Raw genomic sequence first — 17,360 nt, forward strand, 5'->3', positions numbered from 1 at the left:
TCACTTTCCTGCGATGCGAATGGTGGCGGTGGTGGACTGCCCCGGCGCGGAGCGCAGGGCACGGGGGGAGAGGGCCGCGTAGACCGCGGCGGCGACCGTGATCGACGCCGGCACGGACAGGTCGACCATGCCGAGGGCGGCTGCCAGCGGCCCGGTGTAGAGGTCGCTGGTCACGCACAGCGCGGCGGCCACGGCCCCGGCGATGACGGCGATGATGCCGGCGGGGCTCCACCCGCCTCGATACCAGAACGGGCCGTTCCGTGTCTGGTCGAACAGCGCCGGGCCCTGGTACCGGTTGCGCCGCAGCAGGACGTCGAGGGCGAAGATCGCCATGGTCGGCCCGGAGATGAGCACCAGCAGCTGGAGCATCAGGTTGACCGCCTCCAGCAGCCCGGTCGAGGAGACCAGGTAGAGCGTGAGCGTTGTGCCGATGACGCCGACGACGATCGCGGAGGGGATCCGCCGGATCGGCACCCCGATCGCCTGGAGCGCCATGCTGGCCGTGTAGGTGGTCATGGCGTTGAGGGAGATCGTGTTGAGCACGACGCCGACGATGAAGATCGGCCCCAGCCACATCGGGAGCATGCCGACGATGGCATGCTCCATCCCGGCGTCGAGGGCCGTGTCCTGGATCCCGGTGGCCATGAGCGCCCCGAGGGAGGTGAAGACGATCCCGGGGATCGCGCCGCCGAGGGCGGTGGCAGTCGCGGTCCGCCACGCCGGGGTGGAGGCCGGGAGATACCGGGCGAGGTCGGGGCTGTTGGAGTAGGAGAGCGGCGTCGAGGCCAGGATCGTGAAGCCGATCGTGATCGCGGACCACAGCGCGACGCCGTGCAGCGGCTCGGGCGCCCGGTAGCCCAGGTCGGTCTGCGGCAGGATGAACGCGCTGGCGGTCAGGAAGATCACGGTCAGGACGATGGCGACGGCGGTGTAGCTGCGGAGGATCAGGCCGTGCCCGAAGACCGCGACCAGCACCGTGACGGCGGCGATCACGACGGTGACGGCCGCGGGCCCGGCGAAGGGCCCGGAGAGCCCGACCATCTCCAGCAGCTGCGCCCCCATGAACGAGGAGGCGAGCCAGTTCAGGGCCAGGAAGACAGCCGAGATGAACCACCCGTAGAAGGCGATCACGACCTTGTTGCCGTGGATGCCGTAGATGGCCCGGGTGATCACCGACCCGGAGGTCCCGGCCGCGGGGCCGCTGGCCGCGACGATCCCGGTCAGGACCCACAGCAGGTTGCTGGCGAGGATCACGGCCAGGGCCTGCCAGAGCTCGAGGCCCAGCAGGACGAGCGTGGCGCCCACCGTCAGGGTCAGGACGCTGACGTTGGGGGCCGCCCAGACGAAGAACAGGTCTCGGGGCCGGCCGCGCCGCTCGTCGGCGCCGATCAGCTCGATGCCGCGGGTCTCGGGGTGGGCCAGGGGCTCGTCGTAGTCGTCGGCCGGGGCGGAGCGGTGGGTGTTCATGGCTCTCCTCATGGGGTGGAGGCGATCCAGGACATCTCCACCTCCTGAGGAGATGTCCTGGACCTTCTGGTGGGGTCCGGCGGGCGCCGGGTGCTTCAGGGCCGCTCGTCCAGCTCCTCGAGGGGAACGCGGGCGGTCTCGCGCATCCCGGCGGTGCACAGGGCCAGCAGCGCGAGCGCCGCCACGAGGTAGAGCATGACGCCGGCCCAGTGCCCGTCGAAGGCGATGAGCAGCCAGGTGGCCACGCTCGCCGCTGAGGCCCCGCCCAGGGCGGCGCCGATCTGGTAGGTGCCGGAGATCGCCGAGTAGCGGCTCGCCCGGGGGAATTGCTCCCCCAGGAAGGCGGGGATGGGGCCCTGGGTGCTGCCCACCAGCACGCCGGTGATGATGGTGACCGCGTAGGCTCCCGGCAGGCTGTGCGTCCCGACCACCACGAAGTAGGCCCAGTAGCCCAGCGCGATGAGCAGCGAGCCGACGATCAGCACCGGCCTGCGGCCCCAGCGGTCCGAGAGCGCCGCGAACAGGGGCGCCCCGAAGAGCAGCGCGACCGCGCCGACCAGGCTGATCATCAGGTTGTCGAACTCGCCGTACCCGATCGAGGTCATGTAGGTGAGCATGAAGGTCGAGGTCACGTAGGCCAGGGTGATGTACCCGAAGGAGACGCCCACGGCGCAGAGGAATGCGCGCGGCCGCGCCCTCAGCGCATCGAGGATGGGCAGCTTGGGAGCCTCCTCGGCCGCCGCCGGCGTCTCCTCCTGGGGCATCCGCAGGCGCATGACCAGGCCGAGGATCACCAGCGCGCCGCCGAGCCAGAAGGCGATGCGCCAGGCCCCGCCGATCAGGGCGTCCCCGGCCACCGCGCTGAGCACGGTGAAGACGACGACGCCGAGCAGGGTCCCGAGGCTGATGCCGACGCTGGTGAAGCTGCCCCAGAGGCCGCGCCGGCCCTCGGGCGCGTTCTCCATGCCGAACAGCGCGGCGCCGCCCCATTCACCCCCTGCGGCCATCCCCTGCACGATCCGGAGCAGGACCAGCAGGATCGGCGCGGCGGCCCCGATCGTCGACGACGTCGGCAGGCACCCGATGAGCACGGTGCACACGCCCATGGTCGTGAGGGTCATGATGAGCATGGGCCTCCGCCCGAGCTTGTCCCCGAAGTGGCCCACGATCAGCCCGCCCAGCGGCCGGGAGAGGAAGCCCGCCCCGAAGGTCAGGAAGGCGACGAGGGTCCCGGTCAGGGGGTCGAGGTCGGGGAAGAACACGACCGGGAAGACCAGGGCCGCGGCGTGGCCGTAGATGGAGAAGTCGTAGTACTCCATGGCCGTGCCGAAGCCGGAGACGGCGAAGGTCGAGCGGGCAGAGGGACGCCGCACCGGGGTCTTGTCGATGATGGACACGCGAGTTCCTTGCTGGGGGAGAGGGGCGCAGGGCCGGGATGGTCAGAAGGGACGCAGGCCGTGGACGGCCGCTTCCCGAGGGGTCCCCGCATGGTGGAGGAAGGAGAAGCCCTCGAGGTCGAGGGCCACGGTGAGCAGCGAGTCCCACCGCTCCGTGGCGGGCAGGGAGGGGTCGGAGCACATGATGACCGGGGAGGCGCCGTCCTCGGCCACCGTCGCGCAGCGCTGGTCCGGGGTGAGTCCGCCGAGGCGCTCGCGCCGCTCGCTCAGGAAGTCGTGCCGGATCTCGGTCGTCGACTCCACCTTGGGGATCGTGTCCCCTTCGGCCAGGCGCGGGTCGAGGAAGTGGTTGGTGTGCAGGATCCAGCCGTCCTCGTCGGGTTGGACGAGGGCGGTGCCGGCCGGGGAGAGCTCTATGCTCACGGCCCGCCCGCGCTCCGCCACGGTCAGGACCGTGGAGGCGCTGACGCGGGCGGAGGAGGCGATCTCGATGGCCTCCTCGACGTCGCGCGCCTCCTCGATCACGCGGCGGGCGACGGCGTGCACCGGGACGCCGTCGCCGGCCCCGTCCTCGGCATGGTTGAGGATGTTGAAGTGGACGCCGAGGCCCGCCTCGTTGAGCCCGATCTTGCCCAGGACGCCGAACTCGGTGAACAGCTTGTAGCGCAGTCCGGTGGGACCGCGCCCAGCCAGGAGCAGGCCCTCCGGGGCGAGGTGGGCGTGCCAGTCCCAGGTCTGCAGGGTCTCGGGGGCGCCGCTGCGCGGGGTGCGGACCAGCGTCGAGCACTCGCCCTCCGGGGTGGGCGGGACCAGGGCCATGATCTCGGTGCGGCCGTTGAGGCGGGCGACCTCGTGGAGCTCCAGTCCCGCTCCCTCGGCCATGGCCTCGACCTCGGCGGCGAGGTGGGGCGCCCACCGCTCCAGCGCCCGGTGGCTCCGCTCGGCGACCTCCGCCACGCGCGGAGAGGGCACTCCCATCAGTTCGAAGTGGGCGGCGTAGAGCTCGCTGACCCGGCGGATCGGGGCGGCGAACTCGGCGCCCAGCGCCGCTCCGCGGGCGCGAGGGTCGGTGCTGGCGGTCTGATGGACGTGCAGGCGCATGGGTCTCCATCTGTCGGGGAAGCGGGGTTCCGGGGAAGGGAGGATGTGACCCGGAACATATCGTTGCGTGTGACGATAGAGAGGTTAAACGTTTTATACAATGCTCTGGGACGTAGGATGTGACAAATTCGGGAAAGGGGGCGGCGGTGCGCCATCGCGGTCTGACGATCAGGGACGTCGCGGCCCGGGCGGGGGTCTCCATCGCGGCGGTCTCCCAGGCCCTCAACGGAAAGGGCACCCTCTCCGCGGCGACGCGGGAGCGGATCGTCGGGATCGCGGCCGAGATGGGATACGAGGCCGACGCTCTGGCCCGCGGGATGACCCGCTCCCGGATGGGCATCCTGGGCCTGGTCTTCCGCCCGCTGGACTCGCTCTCGCACTACAATCCGGAGGGCGTGGATCTCTTCTCCCGGCTGGCCGGATACGCCGGCATCGAGGTGCTGGAGCACGGCATGAGCCTGACCCTGCTGCACGACCTCACCCGCCGTCCCATGCCGCCGCTGGCGTACTCGATGGACGGCTACCTCGTGGTCAACCCCTTCCGGGACGACGCCGTCCTCGCCGAGCTCGAGCGGCGCGAGCTGCCCTACGTGATGCTCGGCCGCGACTTCGGCCGTCCCGAGCGGACGCGCTGGGTCTCGGCGGACGACGCCGCGGCCATGCGCATGATGCTGGACCACCTGGCCGAGTCCGGGGCCGGCGCCCTCCTGCTGGTCGAGGGGACGGACGAGAACGCGTGGAACGCCGACAGCGCCGAAGCGTTCCGGGCCTGGTGCGCCGAGCGGGGTCTCTCCGGCCGGGTCGTGCGCCTCGCCGAGGACAGCGGGGTGCAGGGCGGCCGGGAGCTGGCAGGCTCGTGGGTCGAGGATGGGGAGGAGCTGCCGGATGCGGTGGTCTGCATGACCGGGCGGCATGCGGCCGGAGTGCAGGCCGGGCTGCACGAGGCCGGGTGCCGGCGCGTCCTGATCGCCACGATGTCCGACTCCGAGCAGTCCCGCGGCGGGCGCCCGCCCATCACCGCGATGCGCAGCTCGATCGCGGAGGAGGTTCGGCGCGGAGTGGCGATGCTCGATGCGGTCCTCGCCGGAGAGGAGGCCCCCGGGCCGGTGCTGCTGCCCGTGGAGCTGGAGGTCCGGGGCTCGACGTCGCCCCTTCCGTAAGACGTCCGCGCTGGCTGATCGTGAGAGCCCTTACCTCTTACCCCTCCCGAGTGGTACCATTTTTCGTACCATTCAGGAGGTGCTTTTCATGTCCATGACCGCCAGCGAGGCCCGGAAGAATCTGTTCCCGCTCATCCAGCAGGTCAACGATGACAACGCCCCGGTGGAGATCACCTCGCGAGCCGGCGATGCCGTGCTGATGTCCCGCGCCGAGTACGAGGCGCTCGAGGAGACGGCCTACCTGCTCCGCGTCCCGGCCAATGCCCGACGACTCCTGGAGAGCCTGGCGCAGGCTCGCAGCGGGGAGGCGAGCGAGCACGGGCTGATCCGGTGAGGCTGGTCTTCACCCCGCACGGTTGGGAGGACTACACCTACTGGCTCTCCGCCGACCGGCAGAACCTCAAGCGCATCAACCGCCTGATCGACGCAGCTCTGAAGGATCCTTTCGAGGGCATCGGGAAGCCGGAGCCCTTGCGGCATCTCTTCGCCGGGGCCTGGTCGCGGCGGATCACGCAGGAGCACCGCCTGGTGTACCTCGTCGAGGAGGAGGACTTGATCGTCCTGCAGGCGAGGTTCCATTACTCGGAGTGAGCCCTCTGGAACGTTCCCGGCAGGGGCGCCCGGATCCTGAGTGCCTTCCTGCGCACCCCGTCACATGACACGGCGCCCCCGCCCGGGCCTCACAAGGAGGACGGGGCGGGGGCGCCGGCGCAGCGTGCGGCCAGGAAGGATCACACGTCCTTCTTGGTCCGACTCACCACCTTGTTGCGGATCGCCAGCAGCAGCGTGACCACCAGCAGACCGTAGAGGGTCAGCACGATCGGTCCCTGGACCAGCACCGAGGCGTTGCCGTCGGCGCTGATCAGCGCGTCGCGCAGGCTGGTCTCGGCCAGCGGCCCGAGCACCATGCCGATGATCAGCGGCGCGAGCGGGTAGTCGTGGACCCGCATCAGGAAGCCGAGGACGCCCACGCCCAGCAGCACCAGCAGGTCGAAGGTGGAGCCCGACGTCGCGTAGATGCCGAGCCCGCAGAAGACCGTGATGCCCGCGTAGAGGTACGGCCGCGGGATGAGTAGCAGCTTGGCCCACACCATCGCGAACGGGAGGTTGATGATCAGTAGCACGACCATGGCGATGAAGAAGCTGGCCAGCAGCGCCCACACCAGGTCCGGGGCCCGCTCGAAGAGCAGCGGCCCGGGCTGGAGCCCGTACTGGCGGAAGGCGGCCAGCATGATCGCGGCGGTCGCCGAGATCGGCAGGCCCAGCGCCAGCAGGGCGCCCATCGCCATGCCGGTGGTCGAGTTGCCGGCGGCCTCCGGGGCGGCCAGGCCCCGGATCGCGCCCTTGCCGAACTGCGGCTCCTTGCGGCGCCGGTCCAGCTTGCGTTCCGCGCCGTAGGCCAGGAACGTCGGGATCTCGGAGCCGCCCGCGGGCACGACGCCGAAGGGCAGCCCGATCGCGGTGCCGCGCGCCCACGCGGGGGCGGCCTCCCGCATCTCCTTGCGGGACAGCCACGGCCGGCCCTTGGACTTCAGCAGCTGCCCCTCCTTCTTGAAGCGGGCGATGACCGCGAAGTAGATGACCTCGCCCAGCGCCAGGATCGCCACGGTCACGGTGACCAGGGAGATGCCGTCGAAGAGCAGCGGGGAGTCCATGGTGAAGCGGGGGATGCCGGTCACCGAGTCGATGCCGACGACCGCGATGCCGAGGCCCACGGCCAGGGACAGCAGCCCCTTGACCGCGGAGTCGGTGACCACCGACGACGTCGCGATGAACGCGAACAGCGCCAGGGCGAAGAACTCGGCGGGCCCGAAGTTGGAGGAGAAGTCGGCCAGCCAGGGGGCGAGGAAGACGACCACGATCGAGGCGATGAAGCCGCCGACGAAGGCGCCGATGGCCGCGGTCGCCAGGGCCTGCGGAGCTCTCCCGGAGAGCGCCATCTTGTGCCCCTCGAACGTGGAGGCGATGGCGGATGCCTGCCCCGGGGTGTTCATCAGGATGCCCATGGTCGAGTCGCCGAACAGGCCGCCGAAGTAGACGCCCGAGAACATGATGAACGCCGCGGTGGGCTCGAGGGCGAAGGTCACGGGCAGGAGCAGGGCCACGGCCATGGAGGAGCCGAGGCCCGGCATGACGCCCACGGCGGTGCCGAGGAGGCAGCCCAGCACCACCCAGAACAGGTTCTGCCAGGTCAGAGCGCCGGCGAAGCCGTCGGCGAGCAGGGATAGGGTATCCATGTTAGAAGCCACCTCCCAGGATGCCGGAGGGCAGCGAGAGCCCCAGGGCCATGTCGAATGCGATGTAGGCGATCGAGCTCACCGTGAGCCCGGTGATCAGCGAGGCGATCGGCTTCTTGGAGCCGAAGCCCTGCGCCACGCACCAGAAGAGCAGCCCGGCGGCGATGATCCAGCCGAGGAACTCCAGCAGCAGCGAGAAGCCGAGGAAGCCGCCCACGACCCAGAGCAGGGAGCTCCAGGAGAAGCGGACGGCGGCGTCCTCGCCCTCGACCGTCAGGTTGCCGGCACTCCAGTGCCGGACGGACGCGATGACCTGGAGGATCACTAGGAGGTAGATCACTCCGGTGACGATGGCGGGGAAGAATCGCGGCCCGGGGAAGTCCACCGAGTCGGGGACGTCCATCACGAGCATATTGACCAGGAGATACGTCGCGAAGGCCGCCAGCACGATCGGCATGGTGAGCTCCTTGAGGAGCAGCCCGCCGGTACGGGGGGTGGGGCGCTGCGGGTCGGCCGCGGAGGCCTGCCCGGGCTGCACGGATTGCTGTGTCACAGTCCCAACTCCTCGTAGAGGCCCTCGATGCGCACGCGCTCGCTCTCGAGGAACTCGTGCAACTCGTCGCCGAACTTGATGTTCTCGTTCCAGGTGTAGCGCTCGATGGCGTCCTGCCACTCGGGGGTCTCGATGGTCTCGCGGATGATGTCCTCGAGCCCCGCCTTCTCCTCGTCGGTGATCCCGCCGGGGGCGACCATGAGGCGCCAGTTGGTCAGCGTGACGTCGTAGCCCTGCTCGACCGTGGTCGGGATGTCGATCGCCTCGACGGGCTCCGGGGCCACCAGGGCCAGGGCCCTGAGGCGGCCGGACTCGATCTGGTCGACCGAGTCGGGGTAGCCGCTCGCGGCCGCCGCGGCGGTGCCGTTCAGCAGGGCCTGCGTGGTCTCGCCGCCGCCGTCGGAGGGCACGTAGATCATGTCCTGGGGGTTGAGGCCCACGGCCAGCGCCATCTCGGCGACGACGAGCTGGTCGAAGGAGCCGCCGCCGCTCCACGGGATCGAGCCCGGGTTCTCGCGCCAGGCGTTCATGAGGTCGTCGATGGTCTGGTAGGGCGAGTCGCCCGGGACCACGATCACGCTGTACTCCTCGACGGTGAGGGCCAGGGGATTGACGTCGGCGTAGGTGGTCGCGGAGTCGTACTGGATGCTGCCGGCGAGCTGGCCGGTGCCGCCGACCATGAGGTTATTCGCCTCGCCGTCGAGGACGGAGAGGTTGTTCAGCGCGATGGTCCCGCCCGCGCCGGGCATGTTGACCACCTGCGTGTTGTTGACGATGCCGTTGGCCCGCTGGGCCTGCTGCATCTCGCGGGCCACGGTGTCCCAGCCGCCGCCGGCGGCCGCCGGGGCGATGAGGGTCAGGGACGAGCGGAGGTCGCTGCCGCCGGAGGCGGAGGCGATCGACGCCGTGGCCGCCGTGCCGATGGCGGCGACGGCGATGACGCCGCCGACTCCGCGGAGGATGAACTGCCGGCGGCTGGGCGGCTGTCTGTGGTGGGGGCCCGATGGGGCGGGCTGGCTCGTGTCGGCCAACTGGTCTCCTCGATCAACTGCGTCGTTGGGTGATGCGGAGGCTGCGGTCGCTCAAGTCATGCCGAGGACGCGGCCAGTACCGTTCCGGCGCGATCCGTGGGTGGGGCCGCGCCGACTGGTGCCGAGTCGTCTTGCTCGACTTTGGAATGTGATTCACCATACACTGAAGATCCGGGCAATTCGAACTCGGCCGGGGACGGGGAGTTCAGCTCACTATCTTCCCGGTCCGCGTCCGCCGTCCGGACCGATCGAGATTCCCGAGACATCCGAGGAGAGAGCCGCACTATGACCATCGTTCTTGCCAGTGCCGAGAGTCCCGCGGGGCACGCCGCCCGGGACTACGCGGTCGAGGAGGCCAAACGGCGCGACGCCGACCTGCTGGTGTTCCCCGTGGACGGCTCCTCGCCGGACCCGGCCCAGTTCGGCTACGACCGCGTCTCGGTCCAGACGCCGGACGAGCGCAGCAAGGACGCGGTGGGGGACCTGATCGACATGACCACCCGCGGCGACATCGAGGTCGTGGTGGTGGGGGTGAGACGGCGCAGCCCCGTGGGCAAGATGTTCCTCGGCTCCTCCGCCCAGCAGATCATCCTCGAGTCCGGCGTGCCGGTCATCACCGTCAAGCCTGCCCAGGGTGAGGGGTAGCCCTCCGTCGATCCCTGATGTTCGCATGAAGATGCCGGGTCCGAGAATGTCGGACCCGGCATCTTTGTCGAATTCTCGAATCCTCCGGAATTTACTTAGCGAAGTAATGCACATTCTCCCATCAGGGGAATTCCTCGAACATCTCGAAGAGGATCTCCACGACGCCGACGTCGGGGATTCCGTGCGACGGGCTCGTTCTCCGCAAGGAGGGACAGTTGCGCCGTTCCTTAATTGATAATGATTCCCACTAATCATAATCTTCCATCCTGAAGCTCGCCCCGCCCGGTCCCCGTGACCGCCCGGCCCCAGGAGGAAGACCCATGGCCCTGCTCGACGTGCGCGCCCTGACCGCGGCCGCGGGAAGGGAGCGGCTGCTCGGACCCCTCGGATTCGCCCTGGAGCGCGGCCGGCGCTGCGCGCTGCTCGGCCCCTCCGGCTCGGGGAAGAGCCTCACCGCCTCGGCGATCCTGGGGACCACGGCCGAGAACCTGGTCCTGACGGGGGAGGTCCTGCTGGACGGGACCCCGGTGACGGGAGTTCCGCTGGCCCAGCGGGGCGCGCGCCTGCCGGACCTGCCCCGGGTGGCGCTGGTCAGCCAGGACCCGACGCGCAGCCTCAACCCGGCGGTGCGGGTGGGCGCCCACCTGGAGCGCGCCCTCGGGAGGCCCCCGGGCGGCGTCGCCAGCGGGGAGGCGCTCACCCTGCTCGGCGATCTCGCCTTCGAGGACCCGCGCCGGATCCACCGCGCCTATCCCCACGAGCTCTCCGGCGGTCAGCGGCAGCGGATCTGCCTCGGCCTCGCCCTGGCCAGGCGCCCGGACCTCCTGATCGCCGACGAGCCCACCACCGCGCTCGACGCCGTCACCCAGGATCAGGTGCTCGGCCTGCTCGACCGGCTGCTGCCCGCCTCCTCGGCGCTGCTGTTCATCACGCACGACGCCGCCGCGGCCCGGGCCCTCGGGGCGGACCGGCTCCGGCTGGAGGGCGGACGCATCGTGGCGACGGGCTGGGGCGAGGAGGGCGACGCCGTGCTGCGGACCGCCCCCACGGCCCGGCCCGGAGACGCGGCCCGGCCCGGCGCCACCGCGCGCCTCGGAGGTCCCGCCCAGCCCGGGGGGCCCGCCCGGCCCGCCGCGGCCGCGGGCCCCTCCGCAGCGCCCATCCTCGAGGCCCGGGACCTGACGGTGGCCTACCCCGCGGCACGGGGTGCGGGCCCGTTCTGCCGCCGGACGCGCGGGAGGGCGCCCCGTCCGGCCCTGACCGGAGCCGACCTGCGGATCGGCCCGGGGGAGAGCATCGGCGTCGTCGGGAACTCCGGCTCGGGTAAGACCACGCTCATCAGCGCGCTGCTCGGCCTGCTGGCCCCCGCCGAGGGCTCGGTGGAGTACCGCGGCCGGGCCGTGGGAGCCCTGGACCGCGAGTCCCTGCTGCGCTTCCGCCGCGAGGTGCAGTTCATCCCGCAGGACGCCCGGGGCAGCCTGGACCCCCGCGCCGGGGCGCTCGCGCAGGTCATGGAGCCGCTGCTGCGCCTCGAGCCCGCCGGCGGAGGCACGAGGGCGGAAGCCTGCCCCGCTGACGCCGCTGCCGGCCCCGGCGCGCACTCCGCGGCCGGTCCCCGTCCGCGCGGCAGGGACGCCCGCTCGCGGGCCGAGACTCTGCTGGAGCGCGTCGGGCTCGACGCCGGCCGCTGGTCCCACCGCCCCCGCCAGCTTTCCGGCGGGCAGTGCCAGCGCGTCGCGATCGCCCGCGCACTGGCGACCGCTCCCCGCCTGCTGATCGCCGACGAGCCGCTCAGCGGCCTCGACCCCGCCCTGCGGCAGCGCACCATCGACCTGCTCCGCTCCGTGCTCGGCGACGCCGCGGACGAGGACCGCCGGACCGGCCTCCTGATGGTCTCCCACGACCTCGAGTCGGTGCTCGCCCTGTGCGACCGCGCGGTCGTCGTCGACGGCGGCCGGATCGTCGAGGACCGCCCCGTCCTGGAGCTGTTCCGCAGCCCGGCCTCCGAGGCCGGCACCCGGCTGCTGGTCACCGCCCACGACGACGGGGCCTCCCGTGTCTAACACCCTCCTGCCCCCGCGCCGCCGGGCCCTCGCGAGGACGCCCCGCGCCCGCGGCTGGACCGTCGTCGCCTCCCAGGCCGTGGCGAACCTGGGGTTCTACGCCGTCGTGCCCTTCCTGACGGACCATCTGGCGGGCGGGATGGGGCTCTCGGCGGCGCTGGTCGGCGTCGTGCTGGGGGTCAGGACCGCGGCCCAGCAGGGACTGTTCGTGGTCGGGGGCACGCTCGCGGACCGCTTCGGCCCCCGCGCGCTGGGCCTCGCCGGGTGCGCCCTACGCGTGCTCGGGTTCGTCCTGCTCGGGGTGGGGACCAACTACCCCGCGGTGCTCGTCGCGGCGGCCCTCACCGGGCTCGGCGGCGCCCTGTTCTCCCCGGCCTTCGAGTCCACGCTGACCCGCGTGGCCGGCGAGGAGGAGAGCGGGGTGGGGCGGCGCGCGTGGTTCGCCCGCTTCGCCGCCGTCGGGGAGACCGGCGCCCTGGTGGGGCCGGCCCTGGGCGGGCTGCTGTTGGGAGTCTCCTTCCTGGCCGTCTGCCTGATCAGCGCCGGGCTGTTCCTGGCGCTCGGCCTCCTCCTGGGCCTCGCGATGCCCCGCCACGCGCCGGCGCAGCCCCGCGTCGCCGGGAGCTGGCGCCTCGCGCTGGCCAACCGGCGGTTCCTCGCCTTCGCGGCGCTGTACTCCGGCTGCCTGTTCACCTGGAACCAGCTCTACTTCGCGATGCCGCTGGAGCTCTCCGCGCATCCCGACGCCGTCGCCGTCACGGCCCTGATGTTCGCCCTGGCCTCGCTCGTCGTCGCCGTCCTCCAGATCCCCGTGACGCGCTGGATCGGGGAGAGCCCGCTCGGGACGGCGATCCCGCTCGGCTTCCTCGTCATGGCGGCCTCCATGGGGGTCGTCCCGCTCGGCCGGGAGCTCGGGGCACCCCCGGCCGCGGCGGTCGTGGCGGCCGCCGTGGTGCTCGCCGCGGGCCACATGGTCGCGGTGCCCACTGCGCTCGCGGCCGTGGCGGAGCTCGCCGGCACCGACCCGCCCGGCGCCTACCACGGCCTGCTGGCCACCTGCGGCGGCGCGGCGGTGCTGGCCGGCAACGCCCTCATCGGACCCCTCCTCACCCCTGCCGAGCACGGCGTCCCGGCGCCGGGTTGGGCCGTGCTCGCGGCCGTCCCCGCCTGCTGCGCCCTGGGCCTGCGCCTCCTGCTCCGCACCGACCACCATCACCGCGCGCACGCCGGGCCCCGGCGGGCCGGCGCCGCCTCCCGAAAGGAAAACCCATGAAACCTCAGCAGCACGTCCTCAAACGCCGCACCCTCCTCGCCGCCGTGGCCGGCGCCCCGCTCCTGGTGGGGCTCAGCGCCTGCGCCGGAGGCTCGCAGACGGCCTCCTCGGACGCCTCGGGGCGCATCAAGCTCGCCATGCTCCAGCCGCCGCGCAGCGCCCTGTCCCCCTTCAGCGACGATGCCTTCAAGCTCTCGCGCTGGTCCACGGCCGAGCCGCTGATCCTGCTGGACGAGAACGGCGACCCCGAGCCCCTGCTGGCCACCTCCTGGGAGCAGACGGACGGCCGGACCTGGCGCTTCACCATCCGGGAGGACGTCACCTTCCACGACGGCGCCGCGCTCGACGCCGCCGCGGTGGTCACCGCCCTGCGGGCGGCGATCGACGCCTCCCCGAAGCCCCGGATCCTGGACGGCGTCGAGATGGAGGTCGAGGAGGTGGACTCCCGCACCGTGCAGGTGCGGACCGCCGAGGAGGACCCCCTGGTCCCCGGCCGGCTCTCCAGCCCGCAGCTGGTCATCCTCAGCCCCGAGGCCTACGCCGGGCCGACCGTGAGCCCGGTCGGCCGCGGCACCGGCGCCTTCGAGCTCACCGAGGTGGACGGGACCACCGCGGCCACGCTGGAGCGCTACGAGGACTACTGGGGCGACCGCGCGGCGTCGGCGGGCATCGACGTGAGCTTCGTGCCGGACGGCACCGCCCGCGGGGCCGCGCTGCGCACCGGCGAGGCGCAGCTGGTCGAGGCGATCCCCGTCTCCCAGGTCGCGCTGCTGGACGAGGAGCTCGTCCACGAGGTGCCCATGCCGCGCACCAACACCCTCTACCTCAACGTCACCTCCCCGACCTTCTCCGACCCGGCGATGCGCGCGGTGGTGCGCGAGGCCGTGGACCGGGAGGGGCTGGTGGAGAGCGTCTACGAGGGCCACGCCGACGCCGCCTCGGGCCTGCTGGGCCCGGCCGTCCCCTGGGCCGCCGAGCTGCGCGAGGAGCCCAGGTACCGGCCGGCGGGGACGCCCTCGGGCCAGAAGGTCACCATCGGCACCTTCACCGACCGCTCGGAGCTGCCCGAGGTGGCGGTCGCGCTGGAGGCCGCGCTCGAGCAGCGCGGCTTCGAGGTGGAGCAGGACGTCCGGGAGTACGCCAACATCGAGCAGGATGCGCTCGACGGCGCCTTCGACATCTTCATCCTCTCCCGCGCCACGATCCTCGACTCCGGCGACCCGGTCGCCTACATGGTCTCCGACTTCGGCTCGGCGGGGTCCTTCAACCTCTCCCAGATCGACGACCCGGCCGTGGACGAGGCGCTGAAGGCGGCATCGGCGGCCCCGGTGGGCGAGGAACGGCGCCGGGCGATCATGGCCGCCGAGCGCGTGATCCTCGAGACCGACGCCGCGATCCCGCTGCTGCACGAGCGCGTGATCCAGGGCGAGGCGGAGAACCTCAGCGGGGCCCTGCGCGACCCCCGCGAGCGCGCCCTGGTGGACTCCCGCACCGAGATCGGGAGCTGATCGATGCTCCGTGCCCTCATCCCCGCCGCCTCGCGGCTGGTGACGGCTGCCGCGGTGGTCTGCTTCGTCGGCATGCTGCCGTTCCTCTCCGGCCAGGACCCCGCCGCCGCGGTGCTGCGCGCCCGCTCCGCCGAGCAGCTGATGACCCAGGAGGCTCTCGACGCCGTCCGCCGGGGCCTCGGCCTCGGCGAGACCGCGTGGCAGACCCTGGGCCTGTGGTTCGGCCGCCTGCTGCACGGGGACCTCGGGACCTCCTGGGTCTCCGGGGCGCCGGTGGGTCCCTCGGTGCTCTCGGCCCTCGGGGTGTCCCTGCTGCTGATGGGGGTCGCGATCCTCGTGGCCCTGGCCGTCGCGGGGCTGGTGTGTTTGGGTCCGGTCCGGGCCGGGATGCGCGGGCGGCCGGCCACGGGCTCGGGGGCGCTGAGCGCGGCGCTGACCGCGCTGCCGGAGTTCCTGCTGGGCGCGGTGCTGCTGGTGGTGCTCTCGGTGTGGCTCGGGCTGCTGCCGCCGTACGGGTGGGGGACGCCGTCGAACGTCGTGCTGCCCGCCCTGGCCATGGGGCTCCCGGCGGGCGGACTGCTGGGGCGGCTGCTCGCCGAGGCGATCACCTCCGCCTACCGGGAGCCGTGGGTGCAGACCTGGATCATGTCCGGGTGGACCCGCGGGGAGGTGCTGCGCGGGACGCTGCGGCGGGCGGTGCCTCCGGTGCTGCCCCAGATCGGGCTGGTGATGGTCGGGCTGACGGGCGGCGCCGTCGCCGTGGAGCAGATCTTCACCGTGCCGGGCCTGGGCCGCACCGCCCTCGGCGCGGCGGCCAGCAGCGACCTGCCGATGCTGCAGGCGTGCGTGCTCGTCCTGCTCGCGATCGGCGTGCTCGCCGGGTCGGGGAGCCGGCTGCTGGGCCGCCGCCTGCTGGGGCCGGCGATGGCGGCCCAGGCGATGACGGAGGGGCAGCGGGCGCCGGTGCTGCGCCGCGGCTGGTGGATCGTGCCGGCCGCGTGCGGCGTCGTGCTGCTGGGGGTCATCGTCCTCGGCGTGCCGCTGGACGCCTACGGGACCGGCCTGCCGCGGCTCGCGGCGCCGGGGACCGAGGGCGCCTCGGGGGTCGCCGTGCTCGGGGCCGATGCCTCGGGGCGTGACGTGCTGGCCCGGGTGGGGCACGGCGCGCTGGCCACGATCCTGCTGGCGCTGGCCTGCGTGCTGTTTTGCTGGGTGATCGGCCTGCTGGCCGGAACCGTCCCGGCGCTGAGCACGGGGCCGTTCGAGGCCGCCAACGCGGTGCCGCCCGTCCTGGCGGGCATGGTGGTCGCTGCGCTGATGGGGCCGAGCGCGCAGGGCGCGGTGATCGCGGTGCTGGCCGTCTCCTGGGCGCCCCTGGCGGCCCACACGGCGTCGCTGGTGGAGGAGGCCAACGCGACCGCCTACTCGCGGATGGCGCCGCTGCTGGGGATCTCCCGGACCCGGCTGGTGCTGACCAAGCTGCTGCCGGGGGTCTCCGGGCCGGTGTTCCGGCACGCCATGCTGCGCCTGCCCGGCACGGCCCTGGCGCTGGCGGCGCTGGGCTTCCTGGGGCTGGGGCCGCAGCCGCCGACGCCGGACTGGGGGCTGCTGCTCAACGAGGGCATCGACTACATCGAGCGCGCTCCGTGGGTCGCGGCGGCGCCGATGCTGGCGCTGATCGCGCTGTCGGTGCTGGCGGTCTCGCTCTCCTCGCGCAGGGCGTAGGCGCAGGACGCCCCGCTAGGCCACCGAGCCCCGTTCCACCAGCGGCATGGGGACGAGCGTGGCGGGTGCGGGAGCCTCCTCGTCCAGCAGCATGCGCGCACCCAGCGCGCCCATCTCGCGGTAGGGCAGCCGCATGGTGGTCAGCGGCGGGTGCAGGTAGGTGGCGAGCTGCTCGTCGTCGAAGGACATCACGGCGACGTCGTGGGGCACGCGCAGGCCGCGCTCCTGAAGCGCCTGGTAGGCGCCGAAGGCGACCCTGTCATTGGCCGTCAGGATCGCGGTGAACGACGCCGCGTCGTCGAGCATCCGCAGGGTCCCGCGGTAGCCCAGCTCCGGCTCCCACTCGTGGCCCTCGGCCTCCGCGGCGAAATCCAGACCGGCGGCAGCCATCGCGGCGTCGATCCCGGCGTAGCGCTGGGGGATGGTCGCGGAGAGGTAAGGGTCCAGGACCCTCTCCGAGCGGCCGATGAAGGCGATGCGGCGGTGCCCGGCCGCCAGCAGCCGGTTCACTGCAGCCTCCCCGGCATCCTGCTCGGCGGGGAGGATGGCGGGCAGCCCGTCGGCGACGCCGTTGATCAGCACGGTCCGCTTGCCGCGCGGCAGCGCCGGCAGACCCACCTTCCGGGCGCTCATGAAGCCGAAGAGCAGGCCGTCCACGCGGCGCTCCAGCATCGAGGCCACGACCTTCTCGAGCCGCTCCGGGCGCTCGCCGACCTCCGCCATGAGCACCGTGTACCCGCGCTCCTCCGCCGCGTCGAGGGCGCCGCGGATCATGGCCGAGGCGTACCGGGTGACCGTGACGCCGTCCGAGACGAAGGCGAGCGAGCGGGTCCTGCCGGTGCGCAGGCTGCGGGCGGTGGGATCGGGGGAGTAGTCCAGCCGCTCCGCCGCCTCGCGGACCCGCTCCGCGGCCTCCTCGGAGATGCGGGTGTTCCGCCGCCCGTTGAGGACGAGGCTGACCGTGGTCACCGAGAGGCCTGCCTCGCGGGCGACGTCGGCCTGGGTGGCCCTCTTCTTCATCTTCCGTCCCTCCGGGCCGTCCTGCACGCACGGCGCGGGCTGCCCGCGCGCTGGCACCACTGTATCGGGAGGGGGCGGAAGTGACGCGTGACACCCGGGGAAAACGGTGCTAGCGTACCTGCTAAGTCGATTTATCAAAGACCGGAGGCCTCAGCGTGGAGCCTCTGCCCTGAAACATCA

At 72.5% G+C, this 17,360-nt stretch carries 15 protein-coding genes; 8 read left to right on the plus strand and 7 right to left on the minus strand.

From position 1 onward, the window contains the following. The 3 genes from EWV39_RS11390 to EWV39_RS11400 all read right to left on the minus strand — a co-directional run bounded on the left by EWV39_RS11390 (position 1) and on the right by EWV39_RS11400 (position 3,965). A complete protein-coding gene (locus tag EWV39_RS11390) occupies positions 1-1,467 on the minus strand; it encodes a purine-cytosine permease family protein (RefSeq protein ID WP_129660229.1) in 1,467 nt (488 codons plus the stop codon). 95 nt (positions 1,468-1,562) lie between these two features. Next, positions 1,563-2,864: an MFS transporter gene (locus tag EWV39_RS11395; RefSeq protein WP_238148316.1), complete on the minus strand. Its 1,302-nt coding sequence runs from the start codon at positions 2,862-2,864 to the stop codon at positions 1,563-1,565. 42 nt (positions 2,865-2,906) lie between these two features. Further along, positions 2,907-3,965 (minus strand): C45 family autoproteolytic acyltransferase/hydrolase, encoded by a 1,059-nt coding sequence (locus EWV39_RS11400; RefSeq protein ID WP_129660232.1) that lies wholly within the window; start codon positions 3,963-3,965, stop codon positions 2,907-2,909. 146 nt (positions 3,966-4,111) lie between these two features. Here EWV39_RS11400 and EWV39_RS11405 point away from each other — a divergent pair, with 146 nt between their 5' ends. The 3 genes from EWV39_RS11405 to EWV39_RS11415 all read left to right on the plus strand — a co-directional run bounded on the left by EWV39_RS11405 (position 4,112) and on the right by EWV39_RS11415 (position 5,716). Continuing rightward, complete coding sequence (locus EWV39_RS11405) at positions 4,112-5,125, plus strand: LacI family DNA-binding transcriptional regulator (RefSeq protein WP_129660235.1); 1,014 nt, start codon at positions 4,112-4,114, stop codon at positions 5,123-5,125. An 88-nt stretch (positions 5,126-5,213) separates the two neighbouring features. Further along, positions 5,214-5,459 (plus strand): type II toxin-antitoxin system Phd/YefM family antitoxin, encoded by a 246-nt coding sequence (locus EWV39_RS11410; protein ID WP_129660239.1) that lies wholly within the window; start codon positions 5,214-5,216, stop codon positions 5,457-5,459. After that, on the plus strand, positions 5,456-5,716 hold the full coding sequence (locus tag EWV39_RS11415; protein WP_129660242.1) for a Txe/YoeB family addiction module toxin: 261 nt from the start codon (positions 5,456-5,458) through the stop codon (positions 5,714-5,716). Before EWV39_RS11410 ends, EWV39_RS11415 begins: the two co-directional genes overlap by 4 nt. A gap of 140 nt (positions 5,717-5,856) precedes the next feature. Here the strand turns inward: EWV39_RS11415 and EWV39_RS11420 are convergent, their stop codons facing one another. From EWV39_RS11420 to EWV39_RS11430, 3 genes are read right to left on the minus strand one after another with little or no spacing between them, the layout of a single operon-like run. Further along, entirely contained in the window at positions 5,857-7,362 is a 1,506-nt protein-coding gene (locus EWV39_RS11420; protein WP_129660245.1) for a tripartite tricarboxylate transporter permease, read from the minus strand. Between the two features lies 1 nt (position 7,363). Beyond that, on the minus strand, positions 7,364-7,915 hold the full coding sequence (locus EWV39_RS11425) for a tripartite tricarboxylate transporter TctB family protein (RefSeq protein ID WP_238148317.1): 552 nt from the start codon (positions 7,913-7,915) through the stop codon (positions 7,364-7,366). Then, positions 7,912-8,946: a tripartite tricarboxylate transporter substrate binding protein gene (locus tag EWV39_RS11430; protein ID WP_129660249.1), complete on the minus strand. Its 1,035-nt coding sequence runs from the start codon at positions 8,944-8,946 to the stop codon at positions 7,912-7,914. The genes EWV39_RS11425 and EWV39_RS11430 overlap by 4 nt, the downstream gene beginning before the upstream one ends. Positions 8,947-9,231: 285 nt before the next feature. Between EWV39_RS11430 and EWV39_RS11435 the strand changes: the two genes are divergently transcribed. From EWV39_RS11435 to EWV39_RS11455, 5 genes are all read left to right on the plus strand, one after another. Beyond that, on the plus strand, positions 9,232-9,591 hold the full coding sequence (locus EWV39_RS11435; protein WP_129660253.1) for a universal stress protein: 360 nt from the start codon (positions 9,232-9,234) through the stop codon (positions 9,589-9,591). A gap of 320 nt (positions 9,592-9,911) precedes the next feature. Next, positions 9,912-11,654, plus strand: coding sequence for an ABC transporter ATP-binding protein (locus EWV39_RS11440; protein ID WP_129660256.1), 1,743 nt, complete (start codon positions 9,912-9,914; stop codon positions 11,652-11,654). Continuing rightward, complete coding sequence (locus EWV39_RS11445) at positions 11,647-12,927, plus strand: MFS transporter (RefSeq protein WP_129660259.1); 1,281 nt, start codon at positions 11,647-11,649, stop codon at positions 12,925-12,927. Before EWV39_RS11440 ends, EWV39_RS11445 begins: the two co-directional genes overlap by 8 nt. Then, complete coding sequence (locus tag EWV39_RS11450; RefSeq protein WP_129660262.1) at positions 12,924-14,435, plus strand: ABC transporter substrate-binding protein; 1,512 nt, start codon at positions 12,924-12,926, stop codon at positions 14,433-14,435. The genes EWV39_RS11445 and EWV39_RS11450 overlap by 4 nt, the downstream gene beginning before the upstream one ends. Positions 14,436-14,438: 3 nt before the next feature. Continuing rightward, the gene (locus tag EWV39_RS11455; protein ID WP_129660265.1) at positions 14,439-16,160 is read left to right on the plus strand and encodes an ABC transporter permease subunit; all 1,722 of its coding nucleotides are present in this window, start codon (positions 14,439-14,441) and stop codon (positions 16,158-16,160) included. Positions 16,161-16,175: 15 nt separating this feature from the next. On the opposite strand, the gene EWV39_RS11460 is transcribed toward EWV39_RS11455, so the two are convergent. Beyond that, the gene (locus tag EWV39_RS11460; RefSeq protein ID WP_129660268.1) at positions 16,176-17,180 is read right to left on the minus strand and encodes a LacI family DNA-binding transcriptional regulator; all 1,005 of its coding nucleotides are present in this window, start codon (positions 17,178-17,180) and stop codon (positions 16,176-16,178) included. Positions 17,181-17,360: the final 180 nt, after the last annotated feature.

This window comes from Rothia halotolerans (assembly GCF_004136635.1).
GTDB classification, from domain to species: domain Bacteria; phylum Actinomycetota; class Actinomycetes; order Actinomycetales; family Micrococcaceae; genus Rothia; species Rothia halotolerans.